The 18,571-nt window shown below is 58.4% G+C and carries 18 protein-coding genes and 4 tRNA genes; 11 read left to right on the top strand and 11 right to left on the bottom strand.

Annotated elements, in window-relative coordinates; all coding sequences use genetic code 11:
* The first annotated feature begins 8 nt into the window (after nucleotides 1-8).
* Nucleotides 9-770 carry a TenA family transcriptional regulator gene (locus tag ACSQ87_RS23585; RefSeq protein WP_436274499.1) on the top strand — a complete coding sequence of 254 codons (762 nt, stop codon included), beginning with the start codon at nucleotides 9-11 and terminating at the stop codon, nucleotides 768-770.
* Between the two features lie 85 nt (nucleotides 771-855).
* Here the strand turns inward: ACSQ87_RS23585 and sugE are convergent, their stop codons facing one another.
* From sugE to rdgC, 3 genes are all read right to left on the bottom strand, one after another.
* Nucleotides 856-1,170: a quaternary ammonium compound efflux SMR transporter SugE gene (gene sugE, locus ACSQ87_RS23580; protein ID WP_008151200.1), complete on the bottom strand. Its 315-nt coding sequence runs from the start codon at nucleotides 1,168-1,170 to the stop codon at nucleotides 856-858.
* 119 nt (nucleotides 1,171-1,289) lie between these two features.
* On the bottom strand, nucleotides 1,290-2,255 hold the full coding sequence (locus tag ACSQ87_RS23575; protein ID WP_223433095.1) for a bile acid:sodium symporter family protein: 966 nt from the start codon (nucleotides 2,253-2,255) through the stop codon (nucleotides 1,290-1,292).
* 74 nt (nucleotides 2,256-2,329) lie between these two features.
* Nucleotides 2,330-3,250, bottom strand: coding sequence for a recombination-associated protein RdgC (rdgC, locus tag ACSQ87_RS23570; protein ID WP_008151195.1), 921 nt, complete (start codon nucleotides 3,248-3,250; stop codon nucleotides 2,330-2,332).
* Between the two features lie 160 nt (nucleotides 3,251-3,410).
* Between rdgC and ACSQ87_RS23565 the strand changes: the two genes are divergently transcribed.
* The 4 genes from ACSQ87_RS23565 (at nucleotide 3,411) to ACSQ87_RS23550 (ending at nucleotide 3,954) form a co-directional block, all read left to right on the top strand.
* Nucleotides 3,411-3,486 (top strand) — tRNA-Val (locus ACSQ87_RS23565).
* A gap of 19 nt (nucleotides 3,487-3,505) precedes the next feature.
* Nucleotides 3,506-3,582 (top strand) — tRNA-Asp (locus ACSQ87_RS23560).
* Between the two features lie 200 nt (nucleotides 3,583-3,782).
* A tRNA-Val gene (locus ACSQ87_RS23555) sits at nucleotides 3,783-3,858 on the top strand.
* A 19-nt stretch (nucleotides 3,859-3,877) separates the two neighbouring features.
* Nucleotides 3,878-3,954 (top strand) — tRNA-Asp (locus ACSQ87_RS23550).
* 92 nt (nucleotides 3,955-4,046) lie between these two features.
* On the opposite strand, the gene ACSQ87_RS23545 is transcribed toward ACSQ87_RS23550, so the two are convergent.
* Nucleotides 4,047-5,180, bottom strand: coding sequence for a catalase family protein (locus tag ACSQ87_RS23545; RefSeq protein ID WP_436274498.1), 1,134 nt, complete (start codon nucleotides 5,178-5,180; stop codon nucleotides 4,047-4,049).
* Entirely contained in the window at nucleotides 5,177-6,985 is a 1,809-nt protein-coding gene (locus ACSQ87_RS23540; RefSeq protein WP_436274497.1) for a di-heme-cytochrome C peroxidase, read from the bottom strand. Before ACSQ87_RS23540 ends, ACSQ87_RS23545 begins: the two co-directional genes overlap by 4 nt.
* Before the next feature lie 269 nt (nucleotides 6,986-7,254).
* Between ACSQ87_RS23540 and ACSQ87_RS23535 the strand changes: the two genes are divergently transcribed.
* The 5 genes from ACSQ87_RS23535 to ACSQ87_RS23515 all read left to right on the top strand — a co-directional run bounded on the left by ACSQ87_RS23535 (nucleotide 7,255) and on the right by ACSQ87_RS23515 (nucleotide 9,963).
* Complete coding sequence (locus ACSQ87_RS23535) at nucleotides 7,255-7,971, top strand: FKBP-type peptidyl-prolyl cis-trans isomerase (protein WP_046049137.1); 717 nt, start codon at nucleotides 7,255-7,257, stop codon at nucleotides 7,969-7,971.
* 293 nt (nucleotides 7,972-8,264) lie between these two features.
* Nucleotides 8,265-8,720 carry a YkvA family protein gene (locus tag ACSQ87_RS23530; RefSeq protein WP_223433092.1) on the top strand — a complete coding sequence of 152 codons (456 nt, stop codon included), beginning with the start codon at nucleotides 8,265-8,267 and terminating at the stop codon, nucleotides 8,718-8,720.
* A 113-nt stretch (nucleotides 8,721-8,833) separates the two neighbouring features.
* Nucleotides 8,834-9,175, top strand: a complete 342-nt coding sequence (locus tag ACSQ87_RS23525; protein ID WP_150657001.1) for a helix-turn-helix domain-containing protein — start codon at nucleotides 8,834-8,836, stop codon at nucleotides 9,173-9,175.
* Entirely contained in the window at nucleotides 9,172-9,543 is a 372-nt protein-coding gene (locus ACSQ87_RS23520) for a hypothetical protein (RefSeq protein WP_046049139.1), read from the top strand. The genes ACSQ87_RS23525 and ACSQ87_RS23520 overlap by 4 nt, the downstream gene beginning before the upstream one ends.
* Nucleotides 9,544-9,963 (top strand): sel1 repeat family protein, encoded by a 420-nt coding sequence (locus tag ACSQ87_RS23515; protein ID WP_436274496.1) that lies wholly within the window; start codon nucleotides 9,544-9,546, stop codon nucleotides 9,961-9,963. It abuts the gene before it with no gap.
* Nucleotides 9,964-9,998: 35 nt separating this feature from the next.
* Here the strand turns inward: ACSQ87_RS23515 and ACSQ87_RS23510 are convergent, their stop codons facing one another.
* Entirely contained in the window at nucleotides 9,999-11,783 is a 1,785-nt protein-coding gene (locus ACSQ87_RS23510) for a bifunctional diguanylate cyclase/phosphodiesterase (protein ID WP_436274495.1), read from the bottom strand.
* A gap of 149 nt (nucleotides 11,784-11,932) precedes the next feature.
* Entirely contained in the window at nucleotides 11,933-14,014 is a 2,082-nt protein-coding gene (locus ACSQ87_RS23505; protein WP_436274494.1) for a carboxy terminal-processing peptidase, read from the bottom strand.
* 182 nt (nucleotides 14,015-14,196) lie between these two features.
* Between ACSQ87_RS23505 and ACSQ87_RS23500 the strand changes: the two genes are divergently transcribed.
* Complete coding sequence (locus tag ACSQ87_RS23500) at nucleotides 14,197-15,159, top strand: zinc-binding dehydrogenase (protein ID WP_436274493.1); 963 nt, start codon at nucleotides 14,197-14,199, stop codon at nucleotides 15,157-15,159.
* A gap of 113 nt (nucleotides 15,160-15,272) precedes the next feature.
* On the opposite strand, the gene ACSQ87_RS23495 is transcribed toward ACSQ87_RS23500, so the two are convergent.
* Genes ACSQ87_RS23495 through ACSQ87_RS23480 form a run of 4 tightly spaced genes read right to left on the bottom strand, consistent with a single transcriptional unit; the run spans nucleotide 15,273 to nucleotide 18,570 of the window.
* Nucleotides 15,273-15,926, bottom strand: coding sequence for an HAD family hydrolase (locus ACSQ87_RS23495; RefSeq protein WP_436274492.1), 654 nt, complete (start codon nucleotides 15,924-15,926; stop codon nucleotides 15,273-15,275).
* 34 nt (nucleotides 15,927-15,960) lie between these two features.
* Nucleotides 15,961-16,950 carry an ABC transporter ATP-binding protein gene (locus ACSQ87_RS23490; protein ID WP_223431693.1) on the bottom strand — a complete coding sequence of 330 codons (990 nt, stop codon included), beginning with the start codon at nucleotides 16,948-16,950 and terminating at the stop codon, nucleotides 15,961-15,963.
* Nucleotides 16,947-17,747, bottom strand: a complete 801-nt coding sequence (locus ACSQ87_RS23485; protein ID WP_436274491.1) for an ABC transporter permease — start codon at nucleotides 17,745-17,747, stop codon at nucleotides 16,947-16,949. The genes ACSQ87_RS23490 and ACSQ87_RS23485 overlap by 4 nt, the downstream gene beginning before the upstream one ends.
* The gene (locus tag ACSQ87_RS23480; RefSeq protein ID WP_162247448.1) at nucleotides 17,734-18,570 is read right to left on the bottom strand and encodes an ABC transporter permease; all 837 of its coding nucleotides are present in this window, start codon (nucleotides 18,568-18,570) and stop codon (nucleotides 17,734-17,736) included. Before ACSQ87_RS23480 ends, ACSQ87_RS23485 begins: the two co-directional genes overlap by 14 nt.
* Between the last annotated feature and the right edge of the window lies 1 nt (nucleotide 18,571).

Here is an 18,571-nt window from a genome sequence, read left to right as displayed (position 1 = left end):
GACCGCTCATGGACGCTGCAAGTTATCCCGCCTGGGCTCAAAGCCTGATCCAGGATTGCAGCGAGAGCAAACGCCGGGTTGTCGAACACGAACTGTATAAGCGTCTGCGTGATAACAAACTCAGCGCAAAGACCATGCGCCAGTACCTGATTGGTGGCTGGCCGGTAGTCGAACAGTTCGCGTTATATATGGCACAGAACCTGAGCAAGACTCGTTTTGCCCGCCACCCAGGTGAGGACATGGCGCGTCGCTGGCTGATGCGTAACATACGCGTCGAATTGAACCATGCCGATTACTGGGTGCACTGGAGCCGTGCTCACGGTGTCAGCCTGGAAGATCTGCAAGCGCAAAAGGTTGACCCTGAACTTCACGCCTTGAGCCACTGGTGCTGGCACACCAGTTCGTCGGATTCGCTGATCGTTGCCATTGCCGCCACCAACTACGCCATTGAAGGTGCGACCGGGGAGTGGTCGGCGCTGGTCTGTTCCAGTGGCGTCTACGCGGCATCATTCCCTGAGGAAGATCGCAAGCGGGCCATGAAGTGGTTGAAGATGCATGCCCAGTACGACGATGCCCATCCGTGGGAAGCCCTGGAAATCATCTGCACGCTGGCGGGGATGAACCCAAGCAAATCCCTGCAAGTGGAATTGCGTCAGGCCGTCTGCAAGAGCTACGACTACATGTTCCTGTTCCTGGAGCGCTGTATGCAGCTTGAGCATGCGCAAAAGGCCCCGGTCGCGCGTGAACGCATGGAGCTGGCCGAGAGCTGATCGGTTAATACACACCATTGAAAAAGCCCGCTCCCCCTGTCTATATCAATAGGGGGGCGGGTTTTTTCGTAATGGCAGCAAACCGTCAGGCGCTGATCTTCAGCCCGACCAGCCCGGAAATGATCAGCGCCACACTGGCGAGCCTGAACAACGCCATGGATTCACCGAACAGAATGATCCCGGCAATTACCGTCCCGACCGCACCGACACCCGTCCAGATCGCGTAGGCCGTGCCCAGCGGCAATTCCTTCATGGCAAGGCCCAGCAAGCCAAGGCTGATGGCCATGGCGGCAACGGTCAATGCGGTGGGGAGAGGGCGGCTGAAGCCATCGGTGTATTTCAGACCGACGGCCCAGCCTACTTCGAACAGGCCGGCGAAAAACAGAATGATCCAGGACATGAGAGACCTCCATCGATTGACGGGGTCGTCCCCAGATTAATGACTCGATCGAGCCGCGAGGTCGTCCTCGCGTTTTGCAATAGAGTGCCCATCATTAACCCAGGGATCAAGTTTTCGGATCAGTCGGTGGCCTGTTGAGCCGCCACCTCCCGATCTTCTTTCTCGCTCATCCGGCGGAAATACGTCGAAAGCAGCGCCCCGGAGATGTTGTGCCAGACACTGAACAACGCACTCGGCACCGCCGCCAGCGGCGAGAAGTGCGCACTGGCCAGGGCCGCACCCAGCCCGGAGTTCTGCATGCCGACTTCCAGCGCCAGGGATTTACGCTGGGCCAGTGGCAACTTGAACAGCCTCCCGGTGAAGTAACCCAGTAGATAGCCGAAGCTGTTGTGCAGCATCACCACGGCCATGATCAGCAGGCCGGATTCGGCAATCTTCGCCTGGCTGGCGGCCACTACGGCTGTGACGATAATAACGATGCTCACCACCGAGATCAGCGGCAGCACCTCCACCGCATGGCGAACCCGATCACCCAGCAAGCGCTGGGCAACCACGCCAAGCACGATCGGCAACAGCACCACTTGCAGGATTGACCAGAACAGCTCCATGAACGACACCGGCAACCAGGCTGAGGCCAGCAGCCAGATCAGCGCCGGGGTCAGTAGCGGGGCGAGGAGGGTGGTGACAGCGGCGATGGCCACCGACAGCGCCAGATCGCCGCGGGCCAGCCAGGTCATCACGTTCGACGAGGTGCCGCTAGGGCAGCAGCCGACCAGGATGACGCCGACAGCGATCTCCGGCGGCAAGTGAAAAGCCTGGCAAAGCAACCACGCCACACCGGGCATGATCACGAAATGCGCAACCACGCCCAGGGCCACGCGCCATGGATGGCGAGCGACTTCGGCGAAGTCTTCAAGTTTGAGGGTCAGGCCCATGCCGAACATCACCAGGCCCAACAGCGGCACGATCGCGCCCTTCAGGCCGATGAACCAGGTCGGTTGCAGGAACGCCACGACGGCGAAAATCAGTACCCAGTAAGCGAAGGTGTTGCCGACAAAACGACTCAATGCAGCCAGTGCGCGCATGGCCTGATCCTTGTTATGTGAAAACGCCACCGAAGCGGTGGCGTTTGAAGGTAACCCAATACCTGCAGAGAGGTTTAGATCCCCTGCGGAGTCTCTTCGCCACCCAACGCTTCAACCAGCGCCGGCAGGAAGTCGCCGAAGGTCAGCATCATCAGGGTGAAGCTGGCGTCCAGTTGGCCGAGGGCTTCTTCGCCACCGTCCTGTTCCGCCTGGTCTTGCAGCAGGTCTTCGAACTTCAGGCGCTTGACCACCATCTTGTCGTCAAGCACGAAAGACAGCTTGTCTTGCCAGGCCAACGACAGCTGAGTGACCACTTTGCCGGTGCTCAGGTGCAGCTGGATTTCTTCGCTGGTCAGGTCCTGGCGCTTGCAACGCACGATGCCGCCGTCTTCGTGGGTATCACGCAGCTCGCACTCGTCCAGCACGAAGAAATCGTCCGCGGCTTTCTGGGTGGTGACCCATTCAGTCATGGTCGCGGTAGGGGACATCTTCACGGTCAGCGGACGTACTGGCAGTGTGCCGATGACTTCACGCAGGGTGGACAACAGGTCTTCGGCACGTTTCGGGCTGGCCGAGTTGACCAGGATCAGGCCCTGTTTTGGCGCGATGGCGGCGAAAGTCGACGAACGACGAATAAAGGCGCGCGGCAGGAAGGCCTGGATGATTTCATCCTTGATCTGATCGCGTTCCTTTTTATAGACCTTGCGCATTTGTTCGGCTTCGATCTCTTCGACCTTTTCCTTCACCGCGTCGCGCACGACGCTGCCCGGCAGAATGCGTTCTTCTTTACGGGCGGCGATCAGCAGGAAGTCGCCACTGACGTGCGCCAGCGGAGCATCTTCGCCCTTGCCGAATGGCGCGACGAAACCGTAGGTGGTCAACTCCTGGCTTGCACATGGACGCGCCAGTTTGGTGGCCAGTGCAGTTTCCAACGCCTCGGCATCAAAAGGCAGATCTTGGGTCAGGCGATAGATAAGCAGGTTTTTGAACCACATGGGGCGAGTCTCTCCTTTATACAAAGGGGGGCATTATTCTCTTCGCGGCGCCATAGGCCAACCCTTCTCTAAGCCTTTGGAAGGCCTGAAAAAATTAATTAAAAAAGTGCTTGCCAGAGGTGTGGTCGCTACGTAGAATGCGCGCCACACCGAAAGTGAAGGGTGATTAGCTCAGCTGGGAGAGCGTCTGCCTTACAAGCAGAATGTCGGCGGTTCGATCCCGTCATCACCCACCATTCGCTTCCAGTGTTACGCGCAGCGGTAGTTCAGTCGGTTAGAATACCGGCCTGTCACGCCGGGGGTCGCGGGTTCGAGTCCCGTCCGCTGCGCCATATTCGGTTATCTGGAACGCTGAACGCCAGGTCACCACGGAAAAGCCCGCTTAACGCGGGTTTTTTTCTGTCAAAAGTTTGTACGTTGTTCCTGCAGGTCGCGTCGTTTTATGGGTTTTCAGATTTTTTTGAAAAATTATTCAATTAAATCAACACTTTATGAAAATCTGTGGCACAATGCGCCCCGCAACGAAGGTAAAGGGTGATTAGCTCAGCTGGGAGAGCGTCTGCCTTACAAGCAGAATGTCGGCGGTTCGATCCCGTCATCACCCACCACTTACTTTCAACGCTACGCGCAGCGGTAGTTCAGTCGGTTAGAATACCGGCCTGTCACGCCGGGGGTCGCGGGTTCGAGTCCCGTCCGCTGCGCCATATTCGGTCACCTGGAACGCTGAACGCCAGGTCACCACAGAAAGCCCGCTTAATGCGGGCTTTTTGCTGTCTGGGGTTTGGCTTCTGCCTTCTTATCGTTCGGCGTTGCGGCTGTGTCGGTAGTCGCTCACGGCTTCGTATACAGCTTTGCGTAACCGGTTGATGCCGCCAATGGGGCGATGAGCCTCAAGGCCAAACCACGGGTTGAACGACTGGTTATCGCATTGCACGTTCAGCGCAGGCGTATCGAAGTCCTGGGCGGGTACGTTGATCCGCGCCACGGTCTCGAACAGAGCATCGCTTTGCTGCCACTCAATGCTCGTGTCTTCGATCGGCATGTACTTGGCCGGGTCCTGGCGTTGTATCTGCAGGACGAAACAGGCCGGCATCCGGTCGGTCGACAGTTGCTGGTTCAGCGCATTGCGCAGGAAGTTCGGCAACTTCTGGTTTTGCGCGGGCAGGGTGTAAGTCGGGCAGCTTGCCGGATCGGGCATGACACGGAACTTGGCATTGGCTTCGCCGAATTTGTAGGGCGAAACCGAAAAGTAAGTCGTCTGGGTCGGGCTTTCCGGGGCGGGTGAAAGTGTCGCCAGCGCGATAAACAGATGGCGAACCTGCCAGGTCCGCGGGTCCCAACCCGGAAAGAATGCCAACACCTTCTTGCCATCAGCCTGTGCGGCTACATTCTGACGGTACTCGGCGACATCGCTGACGAAGAAATTCGGATGGCTAAACATCACGAAATCCTGTTCGCCACGACTCTGTTGATCGTTCAGCAGTTGTTTACCGGGCACATCGAGCAACTTGATTGCCATGCCCCGTGCATCGCGGATGCTGTCGAACTGCGGGTAGGCATTGCCGTTGGACAGTCGCATCGTCGCTTGCCAGGTTTTGCCGGGTTCGCTGAACACACCCTGACGCAGTTCGTCCGCCAGATCCGGCAGCACCTGAACCTCGGCCTTCACGCAGCCATGGGCCTTGGCATGGGCGTCGCGCAGGTAGCGGGTGCTTTCACGGTGCTGATCGACGATGCGCACGGCCGTCTGGATGATGTCTTGAGTCATCGCTGACTCGCCATCCGGGATCAGTTCTTCAGCCGAGACCGGGCCGCTGTGCTGCCAGGCGAACCACGCCGTGGCCAGCGCCCAGCCGAGCAATCCAAGGCCAAGCGACCACAGCAGGGTTTTGCCGAGAAAGGCGCCAAAACGCATCCAGAGTCTACTCATGGCAATTGCGCCTCTAACGGGCCGCCCAACACTTTCAGATACTCCAGCAGCGCCCAGCGCTCTTCTGGTTGCAGCAGACGACCGATGACGCCGTTGCCACGCTTGCCTGCCCGAAATTCGTGGCCGCTGTTGTGATTGCCGGTGATGCGTGTGTCGAACATGAAGCCATTGGTGAAGGCCTCGGTGCGATAACCCAGGTGCCTGGGGTCGTACTCGAAAGTGCCTTTGTAGAAGGTGGTTGCGCGTTCATCCTGGGGCGAGAGCAACTGATAAATGTTCGGCACCGAACCGTTATGCAGAAATGGTGCGGTGGCCCAGACTCCCGCCAATGGTCGCGCCTTGTAGGCGCGCAATTCGCGCACTCCAATCGGCAGGCCGAAGCCATCCATGTCCGGTCGTTCGGCCGCAGGAATTTTTGCTTCACGGTAGGCCTGGTTTCCGACGAAAGCGGTGATGTAGGCCAACCCTTTAGCCGATGAGAGCTTGCTCAAATCCAGCGATTCAACGGGCGTCGGCTGCAATTGCACATCCAGTTGCGCCAGCTCTGCCGGGTCCCATTTCAAGGCTGTGAGGTCGAAGCGATGGTCGGCGATGTTATTGGCCGCGCCCGGGTCTGTGCCGACGTACTCCACGGGTAGCATTTTCAGATGTTGCACCCAGCGCCCGTCGCTTTGGACCGATCGAGGTACATGGCAGCCGGCGCAGTTCTCGGTGAATAATTCGCGACCTTTTGCGGCCTGGGTTTTGTCGATGGCGCCCAGCAGTTCTTCCGGCCAGGCTGGTGGTTTGAGCCGTTGCAGGGTTTGTTCGATCAGGTGCAGATCGCGCAAGCGGACACTGGACGGATAACGGGCGTCTCCTTTGAGCGGTTGGCCGTTAGCGTCGAAGAAATTCAGCGTCGCACCCACACCCAAGGCCTCACCGATGTTGCGGGCCATCGGTTGCTGCGCCGAACCGTTCCACTGCACCCAGTCGAAGGTCCACATGTCCCACAGTTGCGGATAGTCGACCGGTGCGTTGGCTACACGGTAGTTGGCGGGGGAAATAGCATCGCCGAAACTGGCGTTGGCAATGCGCCCGAAAGCGTCGGTGCGGCCGGGGCCTTCTTCGGTCGGGTAGAGCCCGCGATGGGTGTCGTTCCAGGCCACCTTCAAGAAGGTGTCGAGAGAGACTTTGACGTCTTTGCGCAGTTGTTGATGCCGGGCATCGTAGTCCTGGCCCAATACGTTGCGTGCGAAACGTTCGAATTTCCACGGGTTGTAGTAAGTCGAGGTCAGACTCGCTACCAGCGCTTGTCCGAAACTGCCGCCGCGCAACGTAGGAACGCTGGATGGCAGAACGTGCTGCGCCGAACCGCCATCGATGCGCACGGCCTGGCCGTTAAAGCGCAGTTCGCCGGTGTGGCAGGCGGCGCAGGTAATGTCCAGAAACTCGTCCTGGCTTCCAGGGTTCTGATGACGGGCAAAGCCCACGGGCAGATTGCCGGGGTTGTTCGGCGTGGGTCGCTGGCTGGGGTCGATCAGAAAACCGAAGCGGGCGAGGTATTCGGGGGCGGCGAATCGCTGTTGCGAGAACGGCAGTTCGAGGGCCTTGAACCAGTCATAGCGCAAGCCTTTGACCTGAGTGCCCTGGGGCGTGAAGTAGTAAGTCTCGCGGTCACTGGCGCTCCATTGCTCCAGGTAATGCACCTGCTGCACGGGTGACCAGACCGGCAGTTTCGGGTTGGCGACATAGTACAGAACCACGGCGAGGCCCAGCCCCAGCGGGACTGCGAACAGAACCAGCAAGCGAAAGAAGAGGCGCAAGATAAACATCCTTGTCGATTTGAAGCTTCCTTATGCCTCAGTGCCTGAGGTGCGGCAAGTGGCCATTACGCCAGACGTTGGGGGATCCGGTATCGGTCTCTGTGAGCGCAAGATGACAGAAGCTTCATCAGTCCGTTCCCGAAATGCGTTAAAACACCTGAACTTATCAGAAGTTTCCTGCTCTCATGCCGGTAGCCATTGGTCGTGGCCGCCTGATAAGCTCGCGGCTTTACTCGATTGCCCTTTAGGCGCATGAACAAGGAAATAGCATGAAACAGCATCGGTTGGCGGCGGCGGTGGCCCTGGTTAGCCTGGTACTTGCGGGTTGTGATTCGCAGACCAGCGTAGAGCTGAAAACCCCGGCGCAAAAAGCTTCCTACGGGATTGGCCTGAACATGGGCAAGAGCCTGGCTCAGGAAGGCATGGATGATCTGGACTCCAAAGCCGTAGCCCAAGGCATCGAAGATGCCGTCGGCAAGAAAGAACAGAAGCTGAAGGATGACGAACTGGTCGAAGCCTTCGCAGCACTGCAAAAGCGTGCTGAAGAGCGTATGGCCAAAATGAGCGAAGAGTCGGCAGCTGCCGGCAAGAAATTCCTCGAAGACAACGCCAAGAAAGCCGGTGTAACCACCACCGCTTCGGGCCTGCAGTATGAAGTGGTCAAAAAAGCCGATGGCGCACAGCCTAAGCCGACCGACGTAGTGACCGTTCACTACACCGGCACCCTGACCAACGGCACCGTTTTCGACAGTTCCGTCGAGCGTGGCAGCCCGATCGATCTGCCGGTCAGCGGTGTGATTCCGGGTTGGGTCGAAGGCCTGCAACTGATGCACGTTGGCGAGAAGTACAAACTGTACATCCCTAGCGAACTGGCTTACGGCGCCCAAAGCCCAAGCCCGGCGATTCCAGCCAACTCGGTGCTGGTATTCGACCTGGAACTGCTGGCGATCAAGGATCCAGCAAAACAAGACGCTCCTGCCAAGTAATCAGCGTCTGCTCTAAAACAACGCCTCGCTTATGCGGGGCGTTGTTGCATCTGGCGTTCAGCAAAGGTTAACAAAGCGAACGGATGCTGTAGGCTGGAGTCATAGCCATTGAGGGCGCCCGTGCTAGCCGCGCCAGAGCGCCAAGTCAATGAAATCTTGGGTTTTTTTATGTGAGTAAAAAACGCCCGATCTGAGTTGGGCCCTTATGAAACGGGGCTTTCAGCCGTGAAAAGCAGCTCTGTTCACAAGGTTATCCACAATTTGTGTGGATAACATTTCAGTGGGAGGAATAAATGAAAACACCCTGGAATTTCGCTCGTTTCCTGCCTCTGGCCGGACGCCTGCTCGCGCGTGGACGTTTGCCGACCTTGCTCTTCGCGGTAGCCAGCAAAGGTGCCAGCCAGGGTAACCGGCTGGGCAAGCTCAAGGATGATCTACGCCTGTTGCAGGCACTCTGCCTGGCTTACTGGCGCGGTGAGTATCGGGCTATCAGCCCCAAAGCGTTGATTTCGGTGGTGGCAGGCCTGATGTACTTCCTCAGTCCGCTGGATGCCATTCCGGACTTCATTCCAGTGTTCGGCATGCTCGATGACATCGCGGTGCTGGCCTGGCTGATGAAAGTTCTCGACGATGAGCTCAACGCCTTCCGCGCCTGGCGCAAGCGTCAGTTGCCGGAAAAGCTTGCAGTGGTTGAACGCCTGCCCGATACCCCGGATCAACTTCAACTTCAGGGTCCGAAAAAAAACTGAACTGATTCAGTCTCATCCATAGATTGATACCCCCGCGACCTTGGCCGCTGTTAGGATTACACTTCTAGGGAAAAGTGCCGACTCGCTAAGTGTTGTTGTCCTACGGGGTAGTCATGGATATTCAGATAATTACACGCGAAGGAGAGCCCGAGTATGCGGTTCTGCCATGGGCTCAATATCAGGCTCTACTGAAAGCAGCAGGCATCAATGAACAACCGCCGCAGGTCGCCCCAGAGCGTCAGGCGGCAACACCAGACCAGATTCTTCCGGGTCTGGATCAACTACGCAGTTTGCGCGAAGGGAAGGGCATCGCCATCGAGGCGTTGGCCCGCACGGTAGGCATCAGCCCGTCTTATCTGGCCTTGATCGAAAGTGGCGAGCGTCTGCCCGACGCTGCGATTCGCCGCAGCCTGGCCTGGGAATTGACGGTGCCAGGGTGGAGGGATGAATCGTGAGCGTACGCATCAGTCGTCAACATTGGGACGGGTTGCTGGGCGAACTGGATCAGGCGCGCCGTCAGCGACATCTTTTGACCTATCGGGCGCTGCTGGAGCGTTTGCAATTGCCGACGCCGGCCATGCTGACCCTCACAGCGGCCCTGGAGCATCTGGCCGCGCTGGACGCCAAGGCCGAGCAGCCACTGCGCAGTTCGCTGGTGATCAGCCAGGGCGCCAGTCGCCTGCCGCGTACCGGGTTCTTTGAGTGTGTCGAGCGTCTGGGGCGTTTCTCCGGGCCGTCCGATGGGGTGGCCGCAGCGTCCTGGCATGCCTCGGAAGTGGTGCGGGTGTTCGAGTATGAGTACCCGGAATCTGCGGAGGCCTGAGTGTTTTTAAAACTCAAGGCGCGGGCCAGCTACTGGCTGGCTCGCCGCTTGTTTCACTGGTCATGGTTTGTGCGTCAGCCGCGTGGCTGGAGCTGGCTCGAAGGCCAGTTCGCACGCATGGCGAACCTGGGTGATGTCGGCGCCCAGAGCTTCTATGGGCACATCCTGACCTTTCGCGGCGTCGGTCTAGGGGCTCGTGAGGAAGGTGTTCGATTGCTGCGCCTGGCGGCGTTGGCGGGGGATGGCAAGGCGGCGTATCAAGTTGGCATGATCAGTCTCGCCGGAACGCCGAGCAAGGCGCCGGATGCGGTTGAAGCTGCGCGGTTTTGGGAGATGGCTGCGAAGGCCGGGCATCCGTTGGCTGAGCTCAAGCTGAAAGAGTTGGCGGCTCGCGGTTCCGAGGCACCGCCCTCAATCTGAGTTGGCAGAACTTGCTCGTGAAGGCGTCAGATCAATCACCGCTGTCCTACGAGCAAACCCTCACCCGGCACCGCCAGACTATCAATCACATGCACGCTATACCCCGGCACATTCTTCGCGTGATGCTTGGCTTGCGATGCCATCTCCGCCAACTGGCTTGCATCGAGTTGTCCACAGGCCTGTGGATGTAAATGCACCACGCCGATCGACAGTGACAGCAACGCAAACTCCTGGCGCACACCCTGACGGTTTGGAGCAATGAAGCAGCCGGCTTCCAGATGTTCGCTGCGATAAAAGCGTCGGCATTGGCTCTGGAAGTCGTCCAGCAGTTGGTTCAAGCGTTTGCGCCAGTCTTCCGGGCCGAGTACCAGCAGGAAGTCATCGCCGCCGATATGGCCGACAAAGTCGCGGGACGGGTCGACGCGATCATTCAGGCATTGCGCCAGGCACAGCAGGACTTCGTCACCACGGCCGTAGCCGTAGATGTCGTTGAAGGGTTTGAAACTGTCGATGTCGACGTAGCAGATCACCGATTCCCGTTGCTGTTGCAGCAGTCGCGTCAGGCATTGCTGGATCGGCACGTTGCCTGGCAGCAGGGTCAGCGGGTTGGCGTAACGGGCTTGCTGGATCTTCAGTTCGGTAATCAGTTTGAGTACGTCGATCACTCGGCCCAATCCCAGGTAACTGCCGTTGAGAGTGATGATGAAGTCTTCTTCGATGCGCTGTCGTGCGCGGCTGGTGATCAGGCGACTCACTTGTTGCAACGACTGGCTCATCTCAACGGCGAGGAAGTCATCGCTCATCAAGCGGCTGATCGGCTTGCGGGCGAACAGGTCGGTGGCAAAAGGCTTGAGCAGTGCATCGGAGAGCGAATGCCGGTGGACGATGCCGCAGGGCTGACCTTGCTCGTCGAGTACTGCCAGGGAGTTCAGGTTGGCCTGGCGGCGAAAGGCTTCCAGCACCGTGGCGGTCGGTGTATCGCGACCCACTGCCGGTTGGTCGTTGAGCAAAGCGCTAAGGTCGCTGACTTCATCATTTAACGCCACCGCTGTGCTTTCCCGTTTGGGCATCAGGGCTCGGGCATCACGAGGTGGATGTTCCTGGGGGCGGCAGAGCAGATAACCCTGAACCAGGTCCACGCCCATCTCGGTCAATACCGCGAGTTCTTCCGGCAGCTCGATACCTTCTGCGATCACTTGTGCCCGTGAGGCCTTGGCAATTTGCAGGATCGAGCCGACGAATTCGCGCTTGAGGGCGTCCTGGTGAATGCCGTCGATGAAGTGTCGATCAATCTTCACGTAGTCCGGGCGCAATTCAGACCACAGCCGCAAACTCGAATAGCCCGCGCCCAGATCATCCAGAGCAATGGAAAACCCCATCGCTCGATAGTGATGTAGAGCGGTTTGCAGCAGCTCGAAATCGTCGGTCGGGGTCTGTTCAGTCAGTTCGATCACCACCTGACTTGGCGGTATGCCGAAATCCTGCAGCAGTTGCAGGGTGCGACCGGGTTGGTGGGCGGCTTCGAGCAGGGATTCAGGGGAAACGTTGAGGAACAGTTTGCCGGGCAGTTGCTGCTCATTGAAACGTCGGCAGGCGCTTTGACGGCAAGCGATTTCCAGCTCGCTCAGGCGGCCGGCCTGGCGGGCCACGGCGAACAGTGCGAGGGGGGAGTGCAGCGGACTGTTGGAGGGCCCGCGACTGAGGGCTTCGTAACCGACAATACGTCGCTCAGAGAGGGAAATGATCGGCTGGAACAAGCTGTGCAAACCGCTTTGAGCCAGTATGGAACTCAAGGCACTCAGCTGTTCTGTGGTGGTCATGGCTTTCTCTGGCGATAAAAAAAGGACTGGGAGCACTCTCTTGGATAAAGAGGGGCTCCCAGTCCTTTATTTCACGACAGAATGATGACTGTATGATGACGCTCCGGAGAGCGTCAGCATTAAATTGCCATCATCTTGCTTGTAACAACTTAGTGCTTGGCTACCGCGGTATTGAGTTTCAGGTAGTCCAACAGAATCCGCCCGGTCTCGCTCAGATAAGCATCGTCTTCTGGTTTGGTCTTGTCTGGCTCGGCCGCGATGGCGTCTTCGTCTTCTTTCTTCAGCTCTTTGAGCGGCTCTTCACCCTTGGCCTTGCGACGGATGTTTTCCATGACAAGTTGCTTGGCTTCGATATCGGCGTGTTGGGCACGACGATCAGCTTCATTGAGGCTGACGGTTTTTTCCGTCATCAGTTTCTGCGCCAGGGCCAGTTTGTCGCGGATGAACACGAACTCCGCGTCTTTGGCCGAGCGTACGTCATGCTCGGATTTGAGCTGCGAAATGTACGGCTTGAACGGGTCAACCGCAGGCTTGATGGCCGCGCGGATGGTGTCCCACGGCATGGCCTCAGGCAGTGCGCTTTCGCCGATTTCCTTGGTGTCGATGATCGACGGATAATCGATGTCCGGCAGTACGCCCTGATGCTGGGTGCTCTGGCCGGAAACCCGGTAGAACTTGGCCAGGGTCAGTTTCAGTTCGCCATGGTTCAGCGGCTGAATGGTCTGCACGGTGCCTTTACCGAAGGTCTGGCCGCCGATGATCAACGCGCGGTGATAGTCCTGCATGGCGCCGGCAAAAATCTCCGAAGCTGAAGCAGACAAGCGGTTGACCAGCAACGCCATAGGCCCTTTGTAGAAGGCCCCCGGGTTCTCATCTTCCAGCACATCGACCCGGCCATCGGCATTACGCACGAGAACGGTCGGGCCTTTGTCGATGAACAGACTGGTCAGCTCGGTAGCTTCCTGCAGGGAGCCGCCGCCGTTGTTACGCAGATCGATGACCACGCCGTCGACCTTGTCTTTCTGCAACTCGGTCAGCAGTTTCTTGACGTCGCGAGTGGTGCTCTTGTAGTCCGGATCGCCAGCACGGAAAGCCTTGAAGTCCAGGTAGAAGGCCGGGATCTCGATGACGCCGAGCTTGTAGTCCTTGCCGTCCTGTTTCAGGTTGAGGACCGACTTCTTCACCGCCTGGTCTTCAAGCTTCACCGCTTCACGGGTGATCGGGACGATCTTGCTGGTCTGGTCGTTCGGCGCATTGCTGGCCGGGATCACTTCCAGGCGCACCACGGTGCCTTTCGGCCCACGGATCAACTTGACCACTTCGTCCAGGCGCCAGCCGACCACGTCGACCATTTCCTTGTTGCCCTGGGCAACGCCGATGATCTTGTCGGCCGGTGCGACCTGTTTGGTCTTGTCGGCCGGGCCGGCAGGCACCAGGCGCACGACTTTCACCTGGTCGTTGTCGCTCTGCAACACGGCGCCAATGCCCTCGAGGGACAGGCTCATGTTGATGTCGAAGTTCTCCGCGTTATCCGGCGACAGATAGTTGGTGTGCGGGTCGTAGGACATGGCGAAGGTATTGATGTACGCCTGGAAAATGTCTTCCGCACGGGTCTGGTCCAGGCGCGCCAATTGGTTCTTGTAGCGCTTGGTCAAGGTTTCCTGAATCTGTTTGGAGTCCTTGCCCGCGATCTTCTGCCGCAAGACTTCGTCCTTGACGCGTTTGCGCCACAGGTCGTCGAGCTCTGCGGTGTTCTTGAGCCAAGGGGCGTCCTTGCGATCGATCAGCAAGGTTTCCTTGGCGGTGAAGTCGATCTTGTCGACGCCTTTGTTCAGCTCGGCAAGGGCGAAGTCCAGACGCGCTTTGACGCGGTCCAGGTAGCGCTTGTAGATGGTGAACCCGGCATTCAGGTCGCCGCTTTTGAGGAAGTCGTCAAACTGGGTTTTCCACTTGTCGAATTCGGCAATGTCGCTGGCCATGAAGTAGCTGCGCGACGGGTCCAGCAGTTTGAGGTAGCTGTCATAGATGATCACGGAGCGCGCGTCATCGAGCGGGGGCTTGCTGTAGTGATGGCGCTTGAGCAACTCGACGACGTTCAGGCTGGCGATCACTTCGTCACGATCAGGCTGAAGCTTGTCCCAGCTATTGGCTGCAAACGAATTGGTCGACATCGGCAACAGACCGATACCAATGAATAGGGCTAGGGCGGTGCTGGGGAAAAAATGCTTCATGCTGATTCGACGCGGGGACAATTGATCACGCATATTAGGCCGTCTTTGAAGTCGCCGGTACCACCAGGTTCTATACGAAAACTGCCTGCTAGATTTCGTATAGGCCCCAGGGCCGGTCGCATAATGCAAGAAAGCCCGGCGCTACAGCTACGGGCTCAGTCCAGACTCACTATGGAGGCACTGTGAAAGCATTGCAAGGCGTTGAAGGTCGAGTGGAGTGGCTTGAAGAGCCCAGTCCTACATGCGATGTAGGACAAGTTCGGATTCGAGTGGCGGCTGCGGGTCTCAATCGCGCCGATTTGTTACAGAAGGCGGGTCTTTATCCGCCACCGCCGGGAGCCAGTCAGGTACTGGGTCTTGAGTGTTCGGGGGTAATCAGCGAGGTGGGGGCTGGTTCGTCCTGGCAAGTCGGGGATCGGGTTTGCGCCTTGCTGGCCGGGGGCGGGATGGCCGAGGAGGTAGTTGTCGACGGACGGCATGTGTTGCCGGTTCCCGAAGGTTTGTCCCTGGCTGAGACGGCAGCGTTGCCAGAAGTGTATGCAACCGTTTGGCTGAATTTGTTTCAATTGGCTGCGCTCAAGCCGGGTGAGAAAGTTCTGTTGCACGCCGGAGCAAGTGGAATCGGTTCAGCTGCCATTCAGCTGTGCAAGGCGTTTGGTAACCCGTGCTGGGTCAGCGTCGGCTCTGCCGAGCGTCTGGCTTACTGCGAAGCGCTGGGGGCGCAAGGTGGGATCGTGCGCAACAGGGATCTGGACAGCTTGAGTGACCTGGGGCCGTTCGATGTGATTCTCGACCCGGTGGGCGGCAACTACGCCGCGCTGAATCTGAAACTGATGGCGCTCGATGGCCGTTGGGTGCTGATCGGCCTGATGGGCGGTCGTGAGGCGCAGCTGGATCTGGCGCAGGTGCTGGCCAAGCGTGTGCAACTGCTGGGTTCGACTTTGCGCAGTCGCGACGAGCAGTTCAAGGCGGATCTGTTCAGTGATCTCAGCCAGCATGTCTGGCCGCTGTTTGCCGAAGGGCGTTTAAGCCCGCAATTGGCCAAGACCTTCCCGATCAAGGACGCCGAAGCGGCGTTTGCGGAGTTGGCGACTAATAAGGTGTCGGGAAAGTTGGTGTTGGTAATCGACGAAAGCCTGACCTGAAATCGGGTTGGCTGTCAAAAGATTGCAGCCTCGCTTCGCTCGACAGCTCCTACAGGTGTAAGTAATCCATTTGTAGGAGCTGTCGAGCGAAGCGAGGCTGCGATCTTTTGCTTTTACTTCCAGAGATGGATCGGCCAGCCGGATTTTTCGGCGTGTTCGAGCAGCACCGGATCCGGGTTCACCACATGCGGGAAATCCACCTTCAGCAGCAACGGCAAATCATTGCGTGAGTCGGAGTAGAAACTGGCGCCCTCGAGGTTTTCCTCTTCCGCATCCAGCCACTCCAGCAAACGCGTGATCTTGCCTTCGCGGTAGGTCAGCGTGCCAACGGTGTTGCCGCTATACACCCCGTGTGCAACTTCCAGCTCGATGCCGAGAATCTCGTCAATGCCCAAACGATCGGCAATCGGCCTCACCAGGTGCGTGCCCGACGCTGAAATCACCAAAATCCGGTCGCCAGCCTTGCGATGGGCCGCAATGGCTTTGGTGGCGTCACTGAAAATGATCGGCTCGATGAAGTCTTCCACCCAAGGCCCCACCAAATGGTCGACCTCTTCGGGTGTGCGCCCGATCATCGGCTCCAGACTGAAGGTCATGTACTCCTCCATCCGCAGTTTGCCGTGGCTGTAGGCGTCCATCAGTTCGTTGTTCTGACGCATGAACGACTCGGGATCGACCCAACCCAGGCGGCCCATTTGCTCGCTCCAGAGGGTGGCGCAGTCGCCATGGATCAGGGTTTCGTCCAAATCAAAAATTGCCAGGGCCATCAGTGCGGTTCTCTCTTCAACATCAGCAAAGTCATCAGGCTACCTCACACAGAGCCGTCGGATCGATGGAAAGCGCCAGACGCTGACCATCGGGATGCAAATCGGCCGCCGAGCGGTTCAGCACATCCACCACCAATTCCACGCCCCGGGCTTCGACCCGGTAGCGAATCACGTTGCCCAACAGGCTATGGCTGCGGATTTGCGCGTCGAGTTCGCCGTTCAGGCTCAGCTCGATGGCTTCCGGGCGAATCGCGATGCGGTGGGTAATCGGTCGCTGCAGCAGCTTTGTGGCGCTGTCGGCGTCCAGCAGGTTGTAGTTGCCGATGAAACCTGCGGCAAAGAAGTCGATGGGCGCAGTGTAAAGGGTCTGGGCGTCACCGCTTTGTACGATCTTTCCCTGATTCATCAAGAAAATCCGGTCGGACATGGTCAGGGCTTCTTCCTGATCGTGAGTGACGAAGATCGTAGTCAAGCCGAGTTCGCGCTGGATCTGACGGATCTGTTCGCGCAAGTGCTTGCGAATCCGCGCATCCAGGGCCGACAGCGGTTCATCCAGCAACAACAGACGAGGCCGGGTCACCAACGAGCGGGCGAGGGCGACTCGTTGGCATTGGCCGCCGGACAGTTGATGCGGATAACGCGCGGCAAAGTCGTTGAGCTCCACCAGTTTCAGTACTTCGGCAACACGCTTGTGGCTATCGTCGGCATTGACCTTCTGCATGCGCAATCCAAAGGCGACGTTCTGTTCAACGGTCATGTTCGGAAACAGTGCGTAGCTCTGGAACACCATGCCGATCCCGCGCTTCTGCGGGCTCAACGGCACGAGGTCGACGCCATCGAGCAGGATTTTGCCGCCATCCACCGAGGTCAGTCCGGCGATGCAACGTAGCAGTGTGGACTTGCCGCAACCGGACGGGCCGAGGAGAGTGACGAACTCGCCCTTATGGATTTCACAGTTGATGTCGCTGAATACAGTGGTGCCTGAATAGTTTTTTTGCAGGTGTTGGACGCTGACATAGCTCATTCGCTTTTGTCCTTGTTCAAGATATTGGCAGCCCAGGTCAGAACCAGCACAAAGAAGAAGTAGGAAATCACCACCGCACTGGTGAAGTGGCCGCTGCTGTTGCGCATGTTGTTGAGGTAGACCTGCAGGGTTTCGTAGCGGGTGCCGACGAGGATGTTGGCGAACACGAACTCACCGAACAGGAACGAGAACGACAGCAGCAACGCCACCATCAAACCTTTGCGCAAGTTTGGCAGCACCACCAGGAACGCCGCTTGCCAGGTGCTGGCGCCGAGCAGTTGGGCGGAGTCCATCAGGTCGCGCAGGTTGATCGCTTGCAGGTTGTTGGTGATTGCCCGGTACATGAACGGCAGCGCCACGGTGAAGTAGCAACCGATCAGAATCCACGGCGTCCCGACCATCGCGAACGGCCCGGAACCGTAAAGCTGCAACAGACCCACCGACGACACCACCGGCGGCACCGCGAAGGGCAACAGGATCAGGATGTTCATCAGCGCATCGAGTTTCGGGAAGTGGTAATGCACCACAAACAGCAACGGCAGAATCAGCACCACCGACAGAATCAGCGCGCCGACGCAGACCAGCAGCGATTGGCCGAACGAATGGAGAAACCGCGGATCGCTCCACAGCTCCACGTACCATTTAACGGTGAAGCCGCTGGGCATAATGGTCGCTGACCAACTGCTGGCGATCGAGTAGATCAGCGTCCCGAGCAACGGCAGCAACAGTATGGCAAACAACAAATACACCACCACCCGGTGGTAGATGCCGACGGGGCCCAGTTCAGCGCGAGACATGGTAGCTCCTCTTCAACAGCAGCTGATGCACGATGGTCACCAGGGTCATCAACGCCACCAGCACCACAGCCAGGGCACTGGCGAGGTTCGGGTCAAGGGAAATGTCGCCGGAAACCATCGCCGCAATGCGGATTGTCAGCACGTTGAAGTTGCCGGTGGTCAGGGCATATACCGTGGCGTACGCGCCCAGGGCGTTGGCCAGCAGGATCACAAAGGTACCGAGCAGCGCCGGGGTCAGCACTGGCAAACCGATGTACCGCCAGTACTGCCAGCCGTTGGCGCCGAGCAGCGCGGCGGATTCACGCCAGTCTTCGCGCAGGGCATCAAAGGCCGGGTAGAGCAGCAACACGCCGAGCGGAATCTGGAAGTAGGTGTAGAGAATGATCAGCCCGGTTTTCGAATACAGGTTGAAGTCCTGAATGATCCCGGCCTGCTTGAGCATGATGGTGAAGCTGCCATTGAAGCCCAGCAGAATGATGAACGCGAAGGCCAAAGGCACGCCGGCAAAGTTGCTGGTCATGTTGGCGAAGGCGTTGACGAAGTTGCGCAGCTTCGAGTCGACCCGGCGCAGGGAGTAGGCGCCGAGTACCGCGATGATGATCCCGAACACGCTTGACCAGAAGCTGATCTCGAGGCTGAACTGGATCGCCTGCAGATAGAACTTCGAATTGAAGATCCTGGTGAAGTTGGCGATGCCCCAGCCGAACTCTTCCGATTGCAGGCTGTTGATCATCACCCAGGACAGCGGTGCGATCTGGAACACGATAAAGAACAGTGCAAAAGGCACCAGACACAAGGCTGCCAGCCATTTGCCGCGCGTCATG

The sequence above is a fragment of the Pseudomonas sp. LjRoot277 genome (genome assembly GCF_964253845.1).
In the GTDB taxonomy this organism is placed as follows: Bacteria; Pseudomonadota; Gammaproteobacteria; order Pseudomonadales; family Pseudomonadaceae; genus Aquipseudomonas.
This window is presented reverse-complemented; position numbering and strand designations above follow the sequence as displayed.

Coding starts and splice junctions, on each gene's coding strand:
- ACSQ87_RS23585 (WP_436274499.1), top strand. CDS start 9: ATGGACGCTGCAAGTTATCCCGCCTGGGCTCAAAGCCTGATCCAGGAT.
- sugE (WP_008151200.1), bottom strand. CDS start 1,170: ATGTCCTGGATCATTCTGTTTTTCGCCGGCCTGTTCGAAGTAGGCTGG.
- ACSQ87_RS23575 (WP_223433095.1), bottom strand. CDS start 2,255: ATGCGCGCACTGGCTGCATTGAGTCGTTTTGTCGGCAACACCTTCGCT.
- rdgC (WP_008151195.1), bottom strand. CDS start 3,250: ATGTGGTTCAAAAACCTGCTTATCTATCGCCTGACCCAAGATCTGCCT.
- ACSQ87_RS23545 (WP_436274498.1), bottom strand. CDS start 5,180: ATGAGTAGACTCTGGATGCGTTTTGGCGCCTTTCTCGGCAAAACCCTG.
- ACSQ87_RS23535 (WP_046049137.1), top strand. CDS start 7,255: ATGAAACAGCATCGGTTGGCGGCGGCGGTGGCCCTGGTTAGCCTGGTA.
- ACSQ87_RS23530 (WP_223433092.1), top strand. CDS start 8,265: ATGAAAACACCCTGGAATTTCGCTCGTTTCCTGCCTCTGGCCGGACGC.
- ACSQ87_RS23525 (WP_150657001.1), top strand. CDS start 8,834: ATGGATATTCAGATAATTACACGCGAAGGAGAGCCCGAGTATGCGGTT.
- ACSQ87_RS23510 (WP_436274495.1), bottom strand. CDS start 11,783: ATGACCACCACAGAACAGCTGAGTGCCTTGAGTTCCATACTGGCTCAA.
- ACSQ87_RS23505 (WP_436274494.1), bottom strand. CDS start 14,014: ATGAAGCATTTTTTCCCCAGCACCGCCCTAGCCCTATTCATTGGTATC.
- ACSQ87_RS23495 (WP_436274492.1), bottom strand. CDS start 15,926: ATGGCCCTGGCAATTTTTGATTTGGACGAAACCCTGATCCATGGCGAC.
- ACSQ87_RS23490 (WP_223431693.1), bottom strand. CDS start 16,950: ATGAGCTATGTCAGCGTCCAACACCTGCAAAAAAACTATTCAGGCACC.
- ACSQ87_RS23485 (WP_436274491.1), bottom strand. CDS start 17,747: ATGTCTCGCGCTGAACTGGGCCCCGTCGGCATCTACCACCGGGTGGTG.
- ACSQ87_RS23480 (WP_162247448.1), bottom strand. CDS start 18,570: ATGACGCGCGGCAAATGGCTGGCAGCCTTGTGTCTGGTGCCTTTTGCA.